The organism is Peribacillus saganii, from assembly GCF_003429095.1.
GTDB lineage: Bacteria > Bacillota > Bacilli > Bacillales > DSM-1321 > Peribacillus > Peribacillus saganii.
This window is the reverse complement of the sequence record NZ_QVTE01000055.1, coordinates 71,041-91,596: the sequence shown is the minus strand read 5'-3', so window position 1 is coordinate 91,596 and position 20,556 is coordinate 71,041. Positions and strand designations below refer to the sequence as shown.

Genomic DNA, 20,556 nt, shown 5'->3' with positions numbered 1-20,556 from the left:
CTAAATCCGCAGTTCTTTGTGCCGGCTAGCGTGGCAGTTTAAGTTGACTGCGACAGGTAGTGCGGCAATGTGGCACGGTTCAATTTCAATTTTTACATCGAGGGCTGTCGTATTGCCGCCCATGCCCTGTGGACCAATTCCAAGCTGATTAATTTTTTCCATCAGCTCGTTTTCAAGCGCGGCAATTTCCGGCAGCTCGCTGCGATGCCCGATATGACGGAACAGTGATTTCTTGGCAAGGTATGCGCATCGCTCAAAATTGCCTCCGATTCCTACACCCACTACTAAAGGAGGGCACGCGTTTGGTCCTGCTTTAGCCACAGTATCGAGAATAAACGATTTTATTCCCTCTAATCCGTCCGAAGGTTTTAACATTTTTAATGCACTCATATTCTCACTGCCGCCGCCTTTTGCAGACATGTGAATGACAAGCTCATCACCGGGGATCATCTCTATATGGATGATAGATGGTGTATTATAACCCTTACTCTTTTCCCTTGTAATTGGATGGTCAACGATAGAGTGTCTTAAATACCCTTCCTCATAGCCCTTTTTAACTCCCTCATTTATTGCATCATAAACACTGCCGCCTTGTATATGGCAATCCTGGCCGACCTCGACAATAAACACAGAAACACCTGTATCCTGACACATTGGAACCCGCTCGCTTTTTGCAATGTCGGCATTTAAAATCAGCTGCTCCAGAATATCCTTTCCGGTTGCAGAGGTTTCTGTTTTTAATGCTGATTGAAAAGCTGCGACAACATCCTGGCCCAGCTCGAAATTGGCTTCCTGGCACATGGAAGCTACTTGATCCACAATCTCTTTATACTGAATGGTTCGCACTTGCATCTACCCCTTTTATGGTTTCCCCCTGCTTTGTAAAGAAGAGTTCTTTTCCCAATACCGAAATGGTTAATTCCCAATCTGAACTCTGTTCCCTGAAATCCAGCAGCTTATGGGCCCCTCTGCTTTCTTTTCTGACAGAAGCAGAATGAGCAGCTGCCCAGGCAGCCCTTACCTTATCATGCAGCTGAAGTGCCGCTATTCCCTTTTCCTTTTCCAGCTGGTCCGCCAGAGTATCCAGTTCATTGGCTGCCTCCAGCAAAGACTGGGATGTCCGTTCAATTCCTGCTTTAGTCCACATGATAGTTTTAATCGCCTTAATTACTTCTTGTTCATTAAAGTCTGAAGCTGCGGCCTCATCGGCCTCCACTGCAAATTCTTGCTCAGCTGCTATTCCAATCCTGTCTTTGCTTTCTTTTGTAGCCATATATCCAGTTCGCTTGCCAAACACCAAGGCTTCTGTCAATGAACCTCCACCAAGCCGATTGGCACCATGGAGCCCCCCTGAACACTCTCCGCAGGCATACAACCCGGGCAGATTGGTTCTTCCATATTCGTCTGTCTTGATCCCACCCATGCAATAATGCTGAACAGGGCTCATAATATATTCACCCTGATATCCTTTTTTCAGTGTACGGTACAGCAATGGACTATCATGCTCAAGATCTGCTCCCGCTACACTAGAAAAGTCAAGCAGCACTTTGTGTTGCTTAAACATTTCATAGCTGATAATATCTCTTGTTTCCAGTTCCTTTCGCGGGAAAGATTCCATAAAACGCTCGTTATTTTGATTAAGAAGAATGGCACCCTTGCCAAAAATCCTAGTCATCACATCAAGGTTTGCCGGGTGCTGAAGACGATACGGATAAAATTGGATAAATTCCATATCCCGCAATACCGCACCATGCCTCCACGCCATTCCGATTGCTTCTCCGCTAACATCACGCGGGTTATCCGAAGAGGCATACAATCCTCCAAAACCTCCGGTGGCCAAAATCACTGAACCAGCATAAAAAGCCTGCATTCCCTCTTCATTTTGGACAAAGGCACCCACAATACCGGTATCACCTTTGATTAGATCAACTATGGACGATTGCTCAAAAAAATCAATCCCTGCTGACTGTGCATATTCCCTCATCGGCCTTGTAACGTTTCTTCCAACCCCGCCAGGAGCATAGGATCTTCTTGGAAACGAATGCCCCGGTGTGCTTACCTTTCTTTCCAGCTGCTGAGGAATGCCGTACTTGCTTTCGAGTTCATTTACTCTATTCGTACATTCTTCAGCCAAAATTTCAGCTAATCTGCGGTCCGATAGTCCCTTTCCGCCTGCGATCATGTCTTGGCAGAAAATCTCCGGGGAATCTCCTGGAGAGAATATAGTGGAATGCACTCCATCGGAAATTACCGATGAGCCTCCCAGCCCTGCTTTTCCTTTTGTAATTAATGCAACTGCGGACCCTTCCTCTTTTGCAGAGATAGCTGCAGCAAGTGCAGCCTGGCCGCCTCCAACCACGATGACATCATATTGATAACTGTTATGAATCCTCATTTTTTTAACCAGCTCCATAATGCGTACCGATTGCCGTCCCGGTTCAATTCCGCAATGGCTGTTGTAAGCGGGATTCCTTTAGGGCAAACCTGGACACAGTTTTGTGAACTTCCGCAATTCGCGATTCCTTCTTCCCCAATTACCACTTCAAGTCTTTCATTCTTTTGCAATGAACCGGTTGGATGCATATTAAAATATTTAACCTGGCCCATTGCTTGCGGACCAATGAATGGTGAGCCGCTGTTTACATTCGGGCATGCTTCCAGACAGCAGCCGCAAGTCATGCAGGTTGAGTATTTATATGCCTCCTGCTGATGGTCTGCAGAAATTAAGGGGCCAGATCCAAGACCGTATGTACCATCAATCGGAACCCACCCTTTGATTTTCTGCAGGGCATTAAACATCCGGCTTCGATCGACTACCAAATCCTTTTCAACTGGAAATGTATCCATGGGCTCTAGGGTAATTGGCTGTTCTAGACGGTCCACCAGGGTGGAGCAGGCCTGGCGGACCTTTCCATTGATTCTCATGCTGCATGCCCCGCAAACTTCCTCCAGGCAATTATACTCCCATGCAACAGAACGGACTTTTTCCCCTTTTGCATTGACAGGATTTTTTTGAATCTCCATTAAAGCAGAAATAACGTTCATATTCGTCCTGAAAGGGACCGAAAACTCTTCCCAATAGGATTCACCGGTTGTGCTGTCCTTTCTTCTTACCTTTAACTGTACCAATTTATCCACTGTAGTGGCTGTCATTACCATTCACCTCCTGCTCTTTATGCTTTGGCTGTTTCTTTGCTTGATGTGACAATGTCATATCTTCTTTGTCTTGGAGCAATAAACTGAGTGTCCACATCTTCATAAGAAAGTACCGGGCCTAGCGGACTGTATTCAGCGATTGTTGTCTTGAGCCAATTTTCATCATCCCGATCAGGAAATTCAGGTTTATAGTGGGCACCTCGGCTCTCATTCCTGTTAAGTGCCCCAATCGTAATAACCCTCGCTAATTCAAGCATATTTTTCAATTGGCGAACAAAAGGCACTGTCTTGTTTTGCCATCTGGTTGTATCATCAATGCCAATATTGTTGTATCTTTCAAGCAATTCCTGAAGCTTTTCATCCGTTTTTTGAAGACGGTCATTGTAACGGACTACTGTCACATTGTCGACCATCCAATCACTCATTTCGACGTGAAGCTGGAAAGGATTTTCATAACCGTCCATTTTATAAATTTGTTCTGTTTTCTCATCCTGTCTCAGCCGCTCGTTTTCGAATAGTGAGTCTGGCAGATTTTCAACGGATTTTTCCAGCCCGCTGATATAGTTCACAGCTTTAGGGCCTGCTACCATGCCGCCATAAATTGCCGATACTAATGAATTAGCTCCCAGGCGGTTTCCTCCATGAAACTGATAATCACATTCACCGCAAGCAAAAAGCCCCGGAATATTGGTCATTTGGTCATAATCCACCCAAAGGCCGCCCATTGAGTAATGCATTGCCGGGAAGATCTTCATTGGCAATTTTCTAGGGTCTTCTCCAACAAATTTTTCATATATATCTAAAATCCCGCCGAGCTTCTTCTGCAGCATTTCTGCAGGAAGATGGGAAAGATCAAGATAAACCATGTTTTCTCCATTAATTCCAAGCTTTAAATCGACACAAACAGAAAAGATTTCTCTGGTAGCAATATCCCTTGGAACCAAGTTGCCGTATGCAGGATACTTATCTTCAAGAAAATACCAAGGCCTCCCGTCGCGGTATACCCAAACCCTTCCGCCTTCTCCTCTTGCAGATTCAGACATTAAACGAAGTTTATCATCGCCTGGAATTGCTGTTGGATGGATTTGGATAAATTCTCCGTTTGCATATTTTGCACCTTGCTGATACGCAATACTATGTGCACTGCCTGTATTAATGATAGAATTAGTGCTTTTTCTAAAAATATTGCCGATTCCGCCGGATGCCAGAATAACAGCATCAGCAGGAAAAGATTGGCATTCCATTGTTTTCAGGTCCTCTGCGATAATCCCGCGGCAAGCACCCTCTTCGTCCTTAATAAGGGAAACAAGCTCCCAATACTCGAATTTTTCAACCAAACCTTCCGATTCATAGCGGCGAACCTGCTCGTCTAGGGCGTAGAGAATCTGCTGGCCGGTTGTTGATCCTGCAAAGGCGGTACGGGAGTATTTCGCTCCTCCCAGTCTCCTAAAATCAATATGGCCTTCTTCAGTCCTGTTGAACTGTACGCCCATCCTTGCCAGCAAATAGATGATATCCGGTGCCGCTTCGCACATCGCTTTGACAGGAGGCTGATTGGCAAGGAAATCCCCGCCATAAACCGTGTCATCGAAATGCTCCCATATGGAGTCTCCCTCTCCCTTTGTATTCACTGCCCCATTAATTCCTCCCTGGGCGCATACTGAATGTGACCGGCGAACCGGAACGAGAGAAAACAGTTTTACTTTCTTTTTTGCCTCTGCTATTTTAATCGTAGCCATCAAGCCTGCAAGGCCTCCGCCAACGACAATAATTTCCTGATTGCCCATTACTTTATAACCTCCGTTTGTCGGACCATATTATAGGAAGGAAAATAAACTGACAACGGCCATTCCTGCCAATATGACAAAAACACCCGTACAGATCTTCCTAGCGACCCTTTGTGACGCAGGACCGGCCGTTATTCCCCATGTGATTAATCCGGTTGTAATTCCATTTGAGAAATGGAATATAGCACTAATTACCCCAGTGATATAGAATACAAATATGAATGGATTAGCCAGATGTTCACTGACAAGGCTGTGACTGACTTCTGTGCCGCTTAATAACGGGCCCAGCCTGAATGACCATACGTGATAGATTACAAATATTAAAGTAATAATTCCCGTAACTCTTTGAAGCATGAAATATATGTTTCGCTGGTATTTGTAAACATTTGCGTTTGGTTTAGAAATAAATGATAAGTAGATGCCATAAATCGCATGAAATAATAGCGGAATTGCGATCAAGGTAATCTCGAAAAGCGGCAAAAATGGAATCGCTTGAAGCATCGCTATATGCTCGTTATATCGTTCAGCCCCAAAAATGGCTAATGCATTGGAAAGCAGATGCTCCACCATAAAAATGCCAAGAGGCAGGAGCCCTGCCAGGGAATGCAGCCTGGACAGGACAAATCTGCTCTTTCTCGTCGACGCCGTGTAATTTAGCTGGGTTACGGTATTGGATGGCATTCTGCTTCCCTCGTTTCTCCCTTCAGCCATTCACTCACATTTATTTTATCCAATCCTAAAATTGCCTGGACCTGGCTTTCGGAATCATTCAATAACCCGGCAGTCATCGTGACGAACTTCTGGATCAGCTCATCTCGGCTTGCCATATTCTCCGGATCTCCTTTTGGATAATCCGTAGACTTGGAGTACTTTTTGCCGGTTTCGAGTTCAACCTCTGTCAAAGCTCCCCACTTTTCGGGATAAGCTGATTCATAATAAGGATCGACCATAACTTCTACCTTGTTCATGACTTCTATAATTTCCTGATCGGCTAAGCGCTCTTCGTTAAAGTCCGCTAATCCTGCAGATCCTTTCACCGCCGCCAGTGCTGCGCAGAACTGGCTGCTGAATTTTGATGCATAGACTGTGTCAGGATTTGGTTTATCCGTAATATTGATGACAGTTTGATAGGTTTTGATTGTGATGCGGCTGATTTGCTTGTAATCTATGGAGTGTTCGTTCATGATGTCGAGGATGCAATCAACTGCCGGATGTGTATGACGGCAGGATGCATGTATTTTAAAGCTATTTTCAATGATTTTATATTCCTGGCCAAGATTGTTTGTAATCTTAGAAATGTCAAAGGACTCAGACATTGCATTAAAGAATCCCCTTCGCCCTTCCAGTATCTGGCTTGCTCCTGTGAAATCCTTTTTTGCGAGCAGTGCTGCCATGGCACCATTATATGCAGCTTTTGCTGTATGGAGCTGTTTAGTATTAGCACCATCTTCAATGAATTCCCATAATCCGGCTGCCTGGGTTCCTGCATTGCCGAGAGCATGCATCGTTTGTTCAACATTTAATTTTAATAGCTTTGCAACTGCAGCTGCCGAACCGAAAGTGCCACATGTTGCAGTATTGTGCCAATAATAATAATGTGATGGAGATACTGCTTCACCGATACGGTAACAAACCTCATACCCTGCTACAATAGAGGTGATCAGTTCTTTTCCGCTCAGCCCGTGTGCTTCCGCTGCTGCAACTGCTGCAGGGATAACTACCGTTGCTGCATGGATAATAGATGATTTATGAATATCGTCAAGTTCCACAATATGGCTTGCAGCACCATTTACTAAGGAAGCATGGCCAATCGATGACTTTCCACCCGTTACCAGGCTGGCCTGTTCATGTCCTCCCCATTCCTCCACTAATTCTTTTATCGACTGTACCGGCTTTTTATCTTTTCCCGCGATGGCGGACCCATACCAGTCAAGGATGCACAGCTTTGTAAATTCAACCACTTCTTCTGGCAAGTCTTCAAATTTTAAAGCAGTTACATATTCCGCCAATGCTTTTGATAATGTCATTTTGCTTCCCCCACTTTTTCTCCGAGTACGGATTTTAATAGACCAATCATATCGTCGTAACGTTCAACCACATGGGCTCCTGCCTCTTGAAGCGCTTTCACTTTTAGCGATGGGCGGCCAGTGTTGCCTGAAATCATTGCTCCTGCATGGCCAAAAACGGTACCTTCAGGCAGGTTTTCCGTAAACTTACCGGCTACAAAGGAGATTAACGGTTTTGTGAACCCGCCTTCTTTTAAAAATTGTGCTGCATCTTCTTCGAATGATGTGCCAGGTTCAGAGAAAGTAACGACAGCTTCTGTCTCTTCATCTTTTTCATATAGAGCCAGCAAATCCTTAATGGTAGATCCGATAAAACTATCGCCTCCAATTCCTACACTCGTCGTTACACCAAACCCTGCCCGCTTTACCATCCATGAAGTTTCTGCTGTCATTCCGCCGCTTCTGGAAATAACGCCAACATTGCCAGGAACAAAACAGCGATCAGGACGGTCGCCGCCAATGGAACCCATTTTTATGCGATCCTTAGGATTAATCATCCCAACTGTGTTTGGCCCAATGATGATTACATTTTCTTTTCGAGCGATATATAACAATTTTATGACATCATGCTGCGGGATATTTTCAGTAGTAACTACAATTAATTTTATTCCGTTTTTTATCGCTTCCAAAACAGCATCCAGCGTAAAGGCTGGTGGTACAACAACCAGGCTGGCATTTACGTTATGCTTTTCTACAGCTTCCTTAACCGTGTCGTAAACGGGAATGCCCTGGACTTGCTGTCCGCCTTTTCCTGGGGTGATCCCCGCATAGATTTTTGTACCGTATGCAAGGGTATGGCTGACAATCATGGAAGCTTCCCTTCCGGTGATTCCCTGGACAAAGATTCTAGTATTCTTATCAATTAGAATTGCCATTTAACATACCTCCTTCATCTTCTGCACCATAACTGCGGCTGCTTCTTCAATCGTATGATCTTCCCCAAAATAAGTAATGCCTGCTTCAACAAAAACGCGCTTTCCTTCTTCATCATTAACCCCGGCCTGCCGCACAACAATCGGGAATGTGGCTGGATCGAGACCAAGCTCCCGGACAGCTTTGACAATTCCTCTTGCCATTACGTCAATTTGCGTGTTATTTGTTATATTTTGAGAGACGAACAGCCCTTCAACGCCCGCTTTGGATAAAATCCCTTTTGTTAATCCATAAACTTTTTCCTCTGAAGGATTTCCGCCTGTTTCAGTGTAATTGGCCGGAGATGCACCCAATGAAACAAGCACATCAAAGCTCAATAAGCTTCCGCCGCCGCCGCCGCACATAAAGCCAATATTTCCGCCTTCCATTTCCGTATATCTGGCAGTACCGCGATAATCTGCATCATTTACCTTAACCATTTCTTTTTCAAGATCTGTCAGAGGTCTCCATGAACGTTCACTGCCAGATTCGACAATCCCTGCTAGTTCCGGGTGGCGATAAAGGGCTGAATCATCTACTCCCATGACCGAAGCAGCTGCCATGACATCCTCATCCTTTGTAAGGACTAAAGGATTAATTTCAAGAATGTAGCAATCGTATTTGATGAACACTTCATAAAGCTTGCAAAGCACCGATGTCGCCTTTACAAGCGGTTTTCCTGTTACCCCAAGCCTGCTCCATATTTCCTTCGCTTCATAAGGGTGCAGCTGAGAAAATGGTTCTACATTATAAATAACAACCTTTTCGGGTGAATCCTTTACCAGATCCTCCACTTCCACTCCGCCCTCTGTCGTTGCTATGATGACCGGTGTTTTTTGCAGTGGATCTATCGTAATCGAAACATACCATTCTTCATCAATATTAATTTTTTCTTCTACTAAAACTTTGTTGACTGGATAGTTTCTTACTGTCATTCCGAAAAGCTCTCTTGCTTTAGTTTGTGCATCATCTACATTATCAGCGAATTTGATCGCTCCTGCTTTGCCACGTTTCCCAACTGGAACGAGTGCTTTTAGGACACGTGAGCTATAAAGTTGTTCCTGGCTGATCTCTTCAGCAGATTCGACTACCCAATGCATAGGAACAGGAATTCCATTTTCTTTCAGAATTGTTTTACTGGCATCTTCGAGCATTCTACCCATCTTATTACCTCCAAATAGGATATTGGATCCAATTTTTTCTTCAAAAAAAGGCCGTGATTATGACTGCCCTTCTTTCTCTAAACTATTAATTAGCTTTTCACCGGTCCGCTTAATATGTTCAGCTACAAGTTTCCCTGCTTTGCCTTTTTCTTTGTTCTGAATTGCATTAATAATTGCCCTGTGTTCCTTGTTAGACATTTCAGTCTGCCCTTCAAGCAAATGGGGAGTTTGCTGCGGAAGGCCATTCCATAATGTTGTAATAAAGGTATTCAGCCGTTCCCAGTTGCAGCGCTTTATCAGAAGCTTATGAAAATCAATATTGTATTGCACAAAATCATCAACATCTTCAGCTGTTTCCATTTGATCAGCCAGGTAGCTAAGCTGCTGAGTATCATCATTTGTCAGCAGGTCTGCACTTTGCTCCACCGCTATTCTTTCAAGCTCTGCCCTCAGCGCATATATTTCTGCGACGTCTTCTACCTGAATCGATTTAACGATTGCTCCTTTATGAGGCTCCAGGATGATTAGTCCTTCTGACTCCAATTTTCTGAACGCTTCTCTGACCGGCATCCGGCTGACACCAAGCTGTTCGGCCATGTCTGATTGCTTCAGCCGTTCCCCAGGTTTAAAGTCCCCTCTGATGATTGCTTCCCGGATAACATTGCACACTTTAAGGTGAAGGGTATCCCTGTTATCAATCCGTAATCCTTGTTTCATTGACATGTAAGTAACCTTTCTTTCTGCTTAATTGGCGTTTGCATTTAGGATACTGGATCCAATTGTAAATGTCCAGATTTATCTGAATATTTTTATTATAAAAATCCAATCCAGTTCCACCAAGTTACTGCAGTAATAACAGTTATGACAGTCATAAGGAAAGTCATGATTAAACCGGGCAGTAAAAATTCTTTTTGCTGAATTTGCCCAGTGCTGTAAACAATAATGTTTGGAGTAGCTTCCACGACGAGGATGTATCCATGCAAACAGGCAAGTGATGCTGTTACACAGATTAGGACTGGATCTGCTCCCGCCTTCGCGGATAAACCGATAAAAATTGGAATGAGTGTAACTACAGCTGTTGAAACATTCGCAACCGCCAAATGAAGAATATGAGTAATTATCAAAGCTGTAATAACAGCGATAACAGGTGATTGGAGCAGCTCAATAATCAAATCAGTGCTTAAGCTTTCTCCTACAAGCGCAGCAGCCCCGGATTCATTGAAGGCATAGCCAAGCGAAAGTGTTACACCAAGCAGCAAAACCGTATCAAAATTAATTTTGACCAGGTTTTCCCACTTCGCGCACCCAATTCCCGGAAACGCCATCAATACAACACCTATCAAAGCTGGAATGCTCGGATGCAGGCCATGGAGGGATTCTGTGAACCATAGACCCATAATTACGATTAATATCCATAGGCATTTTTTTTCTTCAATCGACATCTTGCCCAGCTCTGCTATTTTATTATTAATTTCCTTCCGAACATGGGGAAAATTTCTTTCTTCCTCTTTTAACGGAAACCATTTAAGCAATAAAATCCAGACAGTCGGAATCAGGAAAAGCCAGATTGGAAAAGTATAAAGAAACCATTGCATATAGGTTATTTTTATATCAAGTATCGACTTTAATAGCTCTACTGTAAGAATATTTCCAATAGCAGCAGTCATGACCGCTGTCCCTGAGATGGTCGTTCCAAATGCAACAGCCAGATAGATCATTTTCTTAAGATTTCCATTCCCTTTTGCTCCCACAGTTTCGAGCGACATAGCTGCAACAGGAAGCAGCAGAGTCGCCCTTACAGCAGCTGCAGGAATGAAAAACGATTGAATCTGAGGAATGATTAAAATGCTGCCCAATAATCCCCTTGCAGTTCCTCCCCATTTGGCCAGGAACATATAGGCGATTCTTTTAGCAAGAGGTGTATCATTAACCCCTCTCGCCAGCATCATTCCTCCGATGATTAAAAAGACCGCCGGGGAAGCAAATCCGCTATAAATGACCTCTGTGGAAACCACACCAAAAGCCAGCATTAAAATCAGCATCAGGAGGGCAGTGACCCCAAGAGGAATTGGTTCAAATGTCCAATAGAACACACTTAACGCCAATATGGAGAGCATAATTTTTGCTGAATGGGAATAATCGGAGGGCAGTAAAAAGAACACTGCCCCCATTAGTAAAATCCCAGTAATTAAAACTGCCAGTTTAGACGGTTCAATCATGAGCGGGCTAGATTTCTTTGGAAGAACTCTCATTTTTGCCCTTGTATTGGGAGATCCCATTCATTTTCCTTCTTTCGTTCCTTAGCCTTTGCTTAAAGCGGATGCTTAGACTTGGTTCCCTTTCTCAAGAGGGCGGCATAAGTCAAAGAAAACTGTTAAGTCATCAAGCGTTTCAAATCGCTGAACCATCTCGATTAACTGATGCTTTGCGTCAACGCTGATTATAGTGCCGGTAACATCAATAAATTTATCAATTAGCAGCTGATCGCTCATCGGCTGATCCATACTTCCTATCGCATGTTCAACAAAATGTGTCAGTTCACGGCCATCTGAAAGTTTTACTACTAGTTTCGCCTGATCCTCTTTCATTTGCTCATCAATGACCAGGTGAATTTTCCCCCTAAGCCCCTTAACAGTTGGGTCGTTGACAAATTCGTCTGTAAATTCGCCAACTGAAGCCTTCAGATTAAGAAAACCTGACGCAACACAATGGAAAACGCTGAATTTACCCTCAAGACCGGTAAAAATCTCCGTTTTTCCAGTTAGTTCCTTAACAAGCGGATGTCCGAAAATGGTAATTGATTCTACCTCTTCCGCTCGCAGACTATGCTGCTTCTGTATCCCTATAATGCCGTCAATTGCAGGATGTGTAACGATACCGCTTGCAAATGGCTTATAGCTGTTTTTTTCGACTTCCCATTTTTCTCCCCAATTATCCGTGATAATGTCCATTTTGCTTTCTTCAGATAATACTTTGATAAATCCGCGTTCTGCCTCAAGCGGCTGTTTCGAGCTTGTAAAGCCCTGACCTCCCATGAGTCCGGCTAAAAGCCCGTTCATTGCAGCTTTTCCCGGATGAAACGGTTTTGTCATTGTTCCAAACATTTCCCGAAGTCCAGTTGGTTCTGTCGCTGCAATCCCAAGTGCATATTGGGTATTTTCTACTTCGAGATCCTGCATTTTACTGATTGCAGCAGCTGCTCCTATTCCGCCCACACTTCCAGTAATGTGCCAGCCGCGCCAGTAATGTGATGGATACACGCTTAAAGCAAGCCTAGCTTCCACCTCACAGCCGATGACAAACGCTTCTAATACTTCTTTTCCGCTTCTCCTTTCTTTTTCAGCAAATGCCAAAATTGCAGGATAAACTGGAGCAGACGGGTGAAGCACCGTTTCAAGCAAAGTATCATCAAAATCAAATATATGTGACGACATTCCATTTAATAATGCAGCAAAGAGAATATCTACTTTTTCTTTTCTTCCGAAAACGGTTGCTTGCGGCTGGCTTCCTGTCAGGCTGGCAACATGAAATACTTTTTCCATTGATTCATGCTCAGCAGCCCCTATTGCAACACCCAGCCAGTTCAATAAACTGCGCTTTGCTTCATAAATTGCATTTTGGCTAAGCTGTTCGTATGAAGTATTTTTAATATGTAATGCTAATTTTTCTGTTACCATTTCCTAATCTCCTTACGCAAGGCTGGCATATGCCAGTAAGTTTTTTGCCTTTTTGTAAACCGGGTAATCAACTAATTTATTGCCAACTGCAATCGAGGCTACTCCATGTTTTTCTGCTTTTTCAAACGCCTGTACTATTTCGAAAGCTTCATCAAGCTCTTGCTGGGAAGGAGTGAAAACTTCATGGATCGGTTCAAGCTGTTTTGGATGAATCGAAAGCTTAGATTTAAAACCAGCCTTTCTAGCACGAACAGCTTCATTCCGCAAGCCATCCTCATTCGCCAAGTCCGGGTAAACGGCATCAACCGGATTATCTATGCCTGCGGCTCTTGAAGCATTAACAATTTGAGACCGGGCATAAATCAGCTCTTCTCCCTCAGGTGTCAGCTGACAATCCAGATCTAGAGCGTAATCGATCGATCCAAATACAAGGCGGGGTATTAATGAATGAGATGTAGCAATATCATAAGCAAAGTGAACACCCCTTGCTGTTTCGATCAATGGAAGGACTTCAAAACTCCCTATTTCTCTTCCTGTTCTTTCCAAAGTATTCGTCACTGTCTGGCAAATTACCTTCATGTTTCCGCTGCTTTCTGATTTTGGGACAATAATTCCAAATGCCCCAGCCTCAACCGCTGCTTCTACATCCTCTTTCCAAAAAGGTGTCGTAATATCATTAATTCTTATATACACGTCTTTTACTAGCTCATTATTTTGAAGAAAAGTTTTCGCTCTCTCCCTGGCTGCCTGCTTTTCATTAAGAGCGACAGCATCCTCCAAATCAAAAATGACACAATCGGCTGCGCTGGCTAATGCCTTTTCCATTAATTTTACTGATGAAGCTGGTACGAATAAATAGGAACGTTTCGTTTTCACCTTATATTCCTCCTCCTTGGATATTGGATCCAATTTTTAAAGAAAACCTGCTTACTCAAACAATTGAGCAAGCAAATTTCCGGTTCTTATAATATGGTGTTCAACAATCTGGCGCAGCTTTATCGGGTCTTTCTCATCCAGAGCTTTTAGCATCGCCTTGTGTTCCATGTTAGAAATAGTCATCGTTTTTGGAAGCATGCTTGGAACATATACTGGATACCCCTCAGTAAATTGGCTTGTTAACATTTTTACTTTTTTCCAGCTGCATCCGTGCTGGAGAAGGATATGAAAGTCTTGGTTATGTTTCACATAGGAATCTACGTTTCTGTCAGCGATATCCATATCCATTTTTTCCACAATCTTCTCCAGTTGTGTTCTTTCAGTCTCCGTTAAAAAGTACATCGATTTTTGTACCGTTACCCCTTCAAGCAGAGACCGAAGATAATACAGCTCCTCTATGTCTTCCTTAGTAATCCCGATCACCTGGGCTCCTTTATGGGGAAGGAATTCTACTAGCCCTTCCCTCTCTAAACAGCGCAACGCTTCCCTGATCGGCATCCTGCTTACACCTAGTTTTGAAGCCAATTCATCCTGAATGAGCCTTTCTCCGGGCTTGAATACCTGTTTGAAGATGGCTTCTCTGATGGTGGCAGTCACCTGTTCCTGTAATGTAGAAAACTCGGTGGATTGTTTCATAGAATCTCCCTAGTTAAAATAATGACCATATTTATTTTGCTAGCAGCAGTGAAATTTGCGGGAATATAACTACCAAAACGAGTGCTAGGACCATAAGAGCAAAGAAAGGTACAACGCCCTTTACCACTTCTCCTACCTTTTCTCTTGTAATACCGCTTACAACAAATAGATTCAATCCTACCGGCGGAGTAATCATGGCCAGTTCCATGTTAATTGTCATGATGATAGCAAAATGAATAATGTTGATATCAAACATGGCTAGAACAGGCAGTAAGATTGGAAGAGTAATCAAAATAATAGCCACTGCCTCCAGGAACATACCCAATACAAAGAACATAAGATTTACACCAAGCATGAAAATCCATTTATTTGTTGTGCTTTCCTCAATCCATGCAGCAAAGTTCTGCGGTACTTGTTCTGTCGTCAAAAACATTCCAAAAATCATCGCAGCTGCGATAACAAGGAATATCATTGAAGTGATATTGATAGATTCTTTAAGCACTTCCCTAAATCTCGGGAAACTCATCTCCTTATAAATAAATACGGATACGATAACACCATAGAAGCAGGCAACGAATGAAGCCTCAGTTGGAGTAACTGCCCCTGAGTAAATTCCACCAAGAATAATGACAGGCAATAGGAAGCCCCATATAGCTTTTAGTGTTTTCTTCCTTCTGCTCTCCATCGATTCTTTTGGCAGGGCGCCAAAGTTATTTATACGAGCATGTATAATGGCAGATATTAATAGAATTCCCCCGAGCATTAAACCTGGAATGATTCCGGCTGCGAATAGCTTTCCCACTGATTCTTCTGCAACTGAGCCATAGATAATAAGAGGGATCGAAGGCGGAATCAGTATTCCTAAAGTTCCTGAAGCAGCAACCAATCCCATTGCATACCGCTTGCTGTAGCCGGCCTTAACCATCCCCGGAATCATAATGCTTCCAATTGCCGCTGCCGTTGCCGGGCTTGAGCCTGAAATGGCTGCAAAAATCATACAAGCTAAAATTGTAACGATTGCCAATCCACCGCGGATGTGGCCAACCCAGGATTTTAAGGCTTCAATTAAGTAAAAGGAAATTCCGCCTTTTGCCATAATGATTCCGGCAAAGACGAATCCGGGAATTGCCATTAGTGTTGCTGAATTAAGGGAGTTAAACATTTTCTGGATGACTGTATAGAGAGTGAAGTCGATCATGGAGAGTGCCAAAATGCTTGATAAACCAAGGCTGACAGCTATTGGGACACGGATAAGGCAAAGAACAGCAAAGGTAAGAAATAACACAAGAACTGGACTCATGCGCCAACCTCTTTCTGATTAGTATTTGATTGCGGATTGCTTTCTTTCATTTCTTCCATCATCATTTCCAATTCACCAACAAGTTCCTTTTGATCACCTTTTGCAGCCTTAAATGCTTTAACAAAAAAGTAGATTCCGAGCAAGCCCATTCCAATAGGGAGTACAAGATAGGTGATCCACATTGGAATGCCAACATCAATTGTTTTGATGCCCTGCTCTTTTGTAAGCGTTATCAATTCAATCGAAGAATAAGCAAGATATATAGAGTACAATCCTCCAATTAAATTAGCGATGGAAGCAACTATTCTTTTTGCCAATTTAGGAAGCATGTCAAACAGTAATTCAACCTGTATATGTCTATTATCTTTTAGCGCCATCCCAAAGCCAATAAAGATCGACCAAACCAGCATGAATTCAAATATTTCTGTAACCCATGCAGGTGGAGCGTTTATCACGTAGCGCATAAACACACCATATAAACTTACTAAAACTCCTCCAACAAATAACACGCCTGCAATTCCCTCTTCGAAGCTATCAAGTTTTTTTAGAAGCTTCATGCCTTCATTCAACTCCTTTTTCTGAATTGTATCCAATTTTTGTCCTGGACCTATTTCCTAATATACAAGATTTGAAAAGTAAAATAAACAGAAAATTTTATCTTTTTCATATATTTTTTATATTCACAATAGTGCTATGGTTTGATATACTGAAAAAGACAACGATAGAAATTACATCTTTGCGGATCACATTGTATCCAATTATCCTATTTCAAGGAGGTTAAGAAAATGGAATTAGAAATTCGGAAAATCGTTACGATTTGCGAGGAAACCTTCATTGAAGGCTTCAAGGAAGCAGAAAAACCTGTCAGGATAGCTGCGGCTATGGCCGTTATCAAAAATCCGTTTGCAGGGAAATATGTAGAAGATTTACAGCCTTTAGTAAACACATACTCGGAAAAATTAGGTGACCTTCTTCCGAAAAGGGCAATTGAAGCACTCGGCATTACAGGCAAAGAAGTAGAAGCTTTTGGAAAAGGAGCACTGGTTGGGCTTGATGGGGAGATAGAGCATGGATCCGCCATCATTCATACGCTTACTTTTGGAAACCCTTTCAGAACTATTTGTGATAATGCTGAAACACTTTTGCCCTCAGCAGAAAAAAGGGCCGCCGCTGGTGCCAGCCTCGATCTTGCAATTAAGCATAAACGGGATGCTAAAACACGGAGCCATCATATGACATTTGAAACACGGATTCCTGATGCACCGAGAAATGATGAAATTGTGATTTCTGCTGTTGTTGCATCGAGCGGCCGTGCCCATCCCAGAATTGGTTCTTTACATAAGGAGCTAGAAGGAGTCTTCCCTTCATGAGCGAAGCGATAGGTTTTATCGGGCTGGGTAAAATGGGCTTGCCCATGGCGAAAAATCTTTTAAACAAAGATTATCAAGTTTTTGGAATGGATGTAAATAAGTCTGCCATAGCAGAGTTTGAGCAGGCAGGCGGCCAAACAGGAAACCTGGAGGATATCCTGCCTCTTGCAGACTACCTTATTTTAATGCTTCCTTCCTCCACGATTGTAAATAAAGTAGTTACTGATATTATTGGTTTATATAATAAAACCGGTGATAGTAACCGAAATCTTGTCACTATCGACATGAGCAGCTCCTACCCTGCTGATACACGGAATAATGAAAAAATACTTCAAGACCATAACATCCAATTCCTTGATGCACCTGTCAGCGGCGGAGTGAAAAAAGCCATTACTGCCTCCTTGACGATTATGGCAGGAGGCGAGCCTGATCTGTTCGAAAAATGTAAGCGTTTGCTTTGCTGCATGGGTACAAACGTCTTTCACGTGGGACCAGCAGGCAGCGGGCACCTAATAAAAGCTATTAATAATTACCTTTCAGCCACCCACCTGCTGGCAAGCTGTGAAGCTATTCAATTATTAGAGTCTTTTAATGTAAATCCTGAAACAGCGATCCACGTTATTAATCAAAGCACAGGCAGAAGCGGATCGACGGAATATAAATTCCCTTCATTTATACTGCCAGAAAGCTATGATTCTGGATTTAGCCTGGAATTAATGCGGAAGGATGTAGCAATGGCCCATCAGATTTTCTCGGAGTCCTCTGCCCAAACCCTCCTGCCTGGACTTATTTTCCAAAAATTGGACGAAGCAAGCCGCGCATTGGAGGAAGAAGCCGATCACACCGAAATCAATAAATTTGTATCTACTTACTTATTAAAAAGGGGGAACTTAAATGAAGAATCTAAAAAAATTGTTTCTGGGAGTACTAACACTGGCGCTGGCATTTAGCCTCGCAGCTTGTAATTCATCCAAAGAAACAGAAGGAAGCGGCAAAGCTGAAGGCGGCGATAAAGAAAGTGCCAGCGGTATTCAGGAAATGACAATTAAAATCTCACACGTTGTTGCTGAAAATACTCCTAAGCACCATGGTGCATTGAAGATGAAGGAAGTCATTGAAAAAGAATCCGGCGGCAAAATCAAGGTTCAAGTTTATCCAAACAGCCAATTATTTGGTGATAAAGATGAATATCAAAACCTCGTCGCTAATAATGTTCAGTTTATTATTCCTGATATGTCAAAAATGGTTGGTAACGACCCTGGCTTTAACATCCCTGCAATGCCTTTCTTATTTGAAAGTGACGATGCTGCCAATGCCTTCTGGGATGGTGAAAAAGGAAAGGAGATCTTCAAGCGTTTGGAAAAGGACGGAGTTCTCGGTCTTTCTATGTGGCCAAATGGCGCAAAACATATGACAAATGATAAAAAAGCAATCAAAACTCCTGAGGATTTAGATGGCATGAAAATCCGTACGCAAGGCGGTCAGCTGCTTGAGGCATTATATGGACAATTAGGAGCAGGTTCTGCTTCCATCCCATTTGGTGAACTATACACAGCTCTACAGCAAGGTACTGTTGACGGACAGGAAAACACTTTTAGCAACATTGAATCTAAAAAGTTTGACGAAGTGCAAAAGTACATGACAATTATGGGCCACACCCGCGTTGACTATGCCCTCTTAACAAACACAAAATTCTGGGATGAGATGAATGAGGAAACAAAAGCAATTGTACAAAAAGGCGTAGATGAAGGTACTAAGGTAGCACGTGAATCAGCTGAGCAGTTGAATGAAGACGCTCTTAAGATAATCAAGGAACGTGGTCAAACAAAAGTAAATGAACTTTCTGAAGCAGAAATAGAAGCCTTTAAGAAAGCACTGCAGCCTGTATACGATGAGTGGAAAGAAAAAATCGGTGCTGACATCGTTAGCGATGCTGAAAGCAAGTAATATTTAATTTATAAAGGGCAAGGATCATTAGCAATCCATCATAGGGAGCTGGGTTCCTTGCCTTTCATTTGTATCAATAGTTGATTCTTCTTTTTTCTAGCAGCTGAGTAATTGAAACCCTATCTATTCGAATCTTTCTCTATTATTCTCCTAAATTTGTTCTATTTCCCATCTGCTAATCAATTAATCTGCTATTTAGCCCATTTTTTTGTACTTCAGAACATGCTTCCGAAACATTCAGAACCCCTCCGGCAGGCAATCTTTCAGCAAATATACATATAATTCCCCTCTCCAATTTGCTTTTCGTACACGTTAAACCTAATTGGTGAGTAATAGAATTATTAGCTCTAAATTGAGTATAATAGAACCGCATTTCCTATCGCGAGCTAACATACTCATTCAATTCTCTGTACTTTACAATATTCTCTTAACCTATAACTAAACACTAAGCAAAAAAAGAGATCCGATCCAGCATCACATATTGTGACTTTGGATCGGACCCCCTTCTCTTATATTCGGGCTATCTTGTTTTCTTAAGAAACAGCAGCGGTTTTCTTCAATCTGCTGCAGATTTCATCAGCCACCTCATCTGTAGTGGAAGTTCCGCCAATATCCGGAGTTTTGAATCCGTCATTTGTTACTTCTTCAACAACATCTAGAAGCTTTTTGCCAAGTTCGTATTCTCCAAAATGGTCAAGCATCATTTTAGCTGTCCAGATTTGGCCTATCGGATTGGCAGTTCCTGTGCCAACGATATCCGGTGCAGAACCATGCACCGGCTCGAACATGGACGGATATTTGCCATTAATATTAATATTTGCTGCCGGGGCGATTCCAATGCTGCCCATAATTGCTCCGCCAATATCTGTTAAAATATCGCCAAATAGATTGCTGGCTACGATAACATCAAAGATTTGCGGTCTGGTAACAAAGAATGCAGCCAAGGCATCAATATGGTAGGATGCTGTCTGGATGTCCGGATAATCCTGCTTAATTTCATTGAAAACATCATCCCAAAACGGCATCGAATGAACAATTCCATTGGATTTTGTTGCGGAAGAAACATGTCCTCTTCTTTTCTTTGCAAGGTCAAACGCATACCGCATGGCCCGCTCTGTACCTTTTCTGGTAAAGATAGCATTCTGGATCGCAATCTGGTCTTCGCCTTTATGGATCCTTCCGCCAGACTCGCTGTACTCCCCTTCACTATTTTCCCTGACAACAATCAAGTCAAAGTCGTTCGGATTCACAAGCGGTGATTTTAACCCTTTAAAGTACTTGGCAGGACGGATATTAATAGACTGTTCAAATTCTCTTCTAATTTTAATCAAAAGGCCCCACAGGGAAACATGGTCAGCTACCAGCTGCGGGTTGCCAATCGCGCCTAGAAAAATAGCCTCAAAGTTTTGAAGAGTGTTCAGTCCATCATCCGGCATCATTTTGCCGTGTTCAACATAATAGTCACAGCTCCAAGGGAATTCTGTAAATTTAAATTTGAGGCCGCCATGCACGTCTGCGACAGCATTTAACACCCTAGTTGCTGCCGGCACTACTTCTTTTCCAATTCCGTCTCCTGGTAAAACTGCGATATCAAACTGTTTCATAA

Annotated in this window: 19 protein-coding genes; 3 read left to right on the top strand and 16 right to left on the bottom strand. The window is 42.8% G+C overall.

Going from position 1 to position 20,556, the window contains the following annotated elements; genetic code table 11:
- The 15 genes from D0469_RS18535 to D0469_RS18465 all read right to left on the bottom strand — a co-directional run bounded on the left by D0469_RS18535 (position 1) and on the right by D0469_RS18465 (position 16,190).
- Positions 1-852: a fumarate hydratase gene (locus D0469_RS18535; protein ID WP_325048979.1), complete on the bottom strand. Its 852-nt coding sequence runs from the start codon at positions 850-852 to the stop codon at positions 1-3.
- Positions 827-2,395: an FAD-dependent oxidoreductase gene (locus D0469_RS18530; RefSeq protein ID WP_158553579.1), complete on the bottom strand. Its 1,569-nt coding sequence runs from the start codon at positions 2,393-2,395 to the stop codon at positions 827-829. The genes D0469_RS18535 and D0469_RS18530 overlap by 26 nt, the downstream gene beginning before the upstream one ends.
- The gene (gene sdhB, locus D0469_RS18525; RefSeq protein ID WP_117328213.1) at positions 2,392-3,153 is read right to left on the bottom strand and encodes a succinate dehydrogenase iron-sulfur subunit; all 762 of its coding nucleotides are present in this window, start codon (positions 3,151-3,153) and stop codon (positions 2,392-2,394) included. Before sdhB ends, D0469_RS18530 begins: the two co-directional genes overlap by 4 nt.
- Positions 3,154-3,173: 20 nt before the next feature.
- Positions 3,174-4,943, bottom strand: a complete 1,770-nt coding sequence (gene sdhA, locus D0469_RS18520; RefSeq protein ID WP_117328212.1) for a succinate dehydrogenase flavoprotein subunit — start codon at positions 4,941-4,943, stop codon at positions 3,174-3,176.
- A gap of 30 nt (positions 4,944-4,973) precedes the next feature.
- A complete protein-coding gene (locus D0469_RS18515; protein WP_117328211.1) occupies positions 4,974-5,624 on the bottom strand; it encodes a succinate dehydrogenase cytochrome b558 subunit in 651 nt (216 codons plus the stop codon).
- Positions 5,606-6,970 carry an MmgE/PrpD family protein gene (locus D0469_RS18510; RefSeq protein ID WP_117328210.1) on the bottom strand — a complete coding sequence of 455 codons (1,365 nt, stop codon included), beginning with the start codon at positions 6,968-6,970 and terminating at the stop codon, positions 5,606-5,608. The genes D0469_RS18515 and D0469_RS18510 overlap by 19 nt, the downstream gene beginning before the upstream one ends.
- Positions 6,967-7,884, bottom strand: a complete 918-nt coding sequence (locus tag D0469_RS18505) for a succinate--CoA ligase subunit alpha (protein ID WP_117328209.1) — start codon at positions 7,882-7,884, stop codon at positions 6,967-6,969. The genes D0469_RS18510 and D0469_RS18505 overlap by 4 nt, the downstream gene beginning before the upstream one ends.
- Entirely contained in the window at positions 7,885-9,084 is a 1,200-nt protein-coding gene (locus tag D0469_RS18500) for an ATP-grasp domain-containing protein (protein WP_117328208.1), read from the bottom strand.
- 57 nt (positions 9,085-9,141) lie between these two features.
- Entirely contained in the window at positions 9,142-9,807 is a 666-nt protein-coding gene (locus D0469_RS18495) for a GntR family transcriptional regulator (protein WP_117328207.1), read from the bottom strand.
- 89 nt (positions 9,808-9,896) lie between these two features.
- Complete coding sequence (locus D0469_RS18490; RefSeq protein WP_117328206.1) at positions 9,897-11,363, bottom strand: SLC13 family permease; 1,467 nt, start codon at positions 11,361-11,363, stop codon at positions 9,897-9,899.
- Between the two features lie 45 nt (positions 11,364-11,408).
- On the bottom strand, positions 11,409-12,761 hold the full coding sequence (locus D0469_RS18485) for an MmgE/PrpD family protein (RefSeq protein WP_117328205.1): 1,353 nt from the start codon (positions 12,759-12,761) through the stop codon (positions 11,409-11,411).
- A 12-nt stretch (positions 12,762-12,773) separates the two neighbouring features.
- On the bottom strand, positions 12,774-13,637 hold the full coding sequence (locus D0469_RS18480; protein WP_117328204.1) for an HpcH/HpaI aldolase/citrate lyase family protein: 864 nt from the start codon (positions 13,635-13,637) through the stop codon (positions 12,774-12,776).
- A gap of 51 nt (positions 13,638-13,688) precedes the next feature.
- Positions 13,689-14,333 (bottom strand): GntR family transcriptional regulator, encoded by a 645-nt coding sequence (locus D0469_RS18475; protein ID WP_117328203.1) that lies wholly within the window; start codon positions 14,331-14,333, stop codon positions 13,689-13,691.
- Positions 14,334-14,364: 31 nt separating this feature from the next.
- Positions 14,365-15,633 carry a TRAP transporter large permease gene (locus D0469_RS18470; RefSeq protein WP_117328202.1) on the bottom strand — a complete coding sequence of 423 codons (1,269 nt, stop codon included), beginning with the start codon at positions 15,631-15,633 and terminating at the stop codon, positions 14,365-14,367.
- A complete protein-coding gene (locus D0469_RS18465; RefSeq protein ID WP_117328201.1) occupies positions 15,630-16,190 on the bottom strand; it encodes a TRAP transporter small permease in 561 nt (186 codons plus the stop codon). The genes D0469_RS18470 and D0469_RS18465 overlap by 4 nt, the downstream gene beginning before the upstream one ends.
- 228 nt (positions 16,191-16,418) lie before the next feature.
- Here D0469_RS18465 and D0469_RS18460 point away from each other — a divergent pair, with 228 nt between their 5' ends.
- The 3 genes from D0469_RS18460 to D0469_RS18450 are packed head-to-tail and all read left to right on the top strand — an operon-like array spanning position 16,419 to position 18,950.
- Positions 16,419-17,003 carry an amino acid synthesis family protein gene (locus D0469_RS18460; RefSeq protein WP_117328200.1) on the top strand — a complete coding sequence of 195 codons (585 nt, stop codon included), beginning with the start codon at positions 16,419-16,421 and terminating at the stop codon, positions 17,001-17,003.
- On the top strand, positions 17,000-17,953 hold the full coding sequence (locus D0469_RS18455) for an NAD(P)-dependent oxidoreductase (protein ID WP_117328199.1): 954 nt from the start codon (positions 17,000-17,002) through the stop codon (positions 17,951-17,953). The genes D0469_RS18460 and D0469_RS18455 overlap by 4 nt, the downstream gene beginning before the upstream one ends.
- Positions 17,898-18,950 carry a DctP family TRAP transporter solute-binding subunit gene (locus D0469_RS18450; protein WP_117328198.1) on the top strand — a complete coding sequence of 351 codons (1,053 nt, stop codon included), beginning with the start codon at positions 17,898-17,900 and terminating at the stop codon, positions 18,948-18,950. Before D0469_RS18455 ends, D0469_RS18450 begins: the two co-directional genes overlap by 56 nt.
- Before the next feature lie 533 nt (positions 18,951-19,483).
- Here D0469_RS18450 and D0469_RS18445 read toward each other — a convergent pair.
- Positions 19,484-20,554 (bottom strand): tartrate dehydrogenase, encoded by a 1,071-nt coding sequence (locus D0469_RS18445; protein WP_117328197.1) that lies wholly within the window; start codon positions 20,552-20,554, stop codon positions 19,484-19,486.
- Positions 20,555-20,556 lie beyond the last annotated feature (2 nt).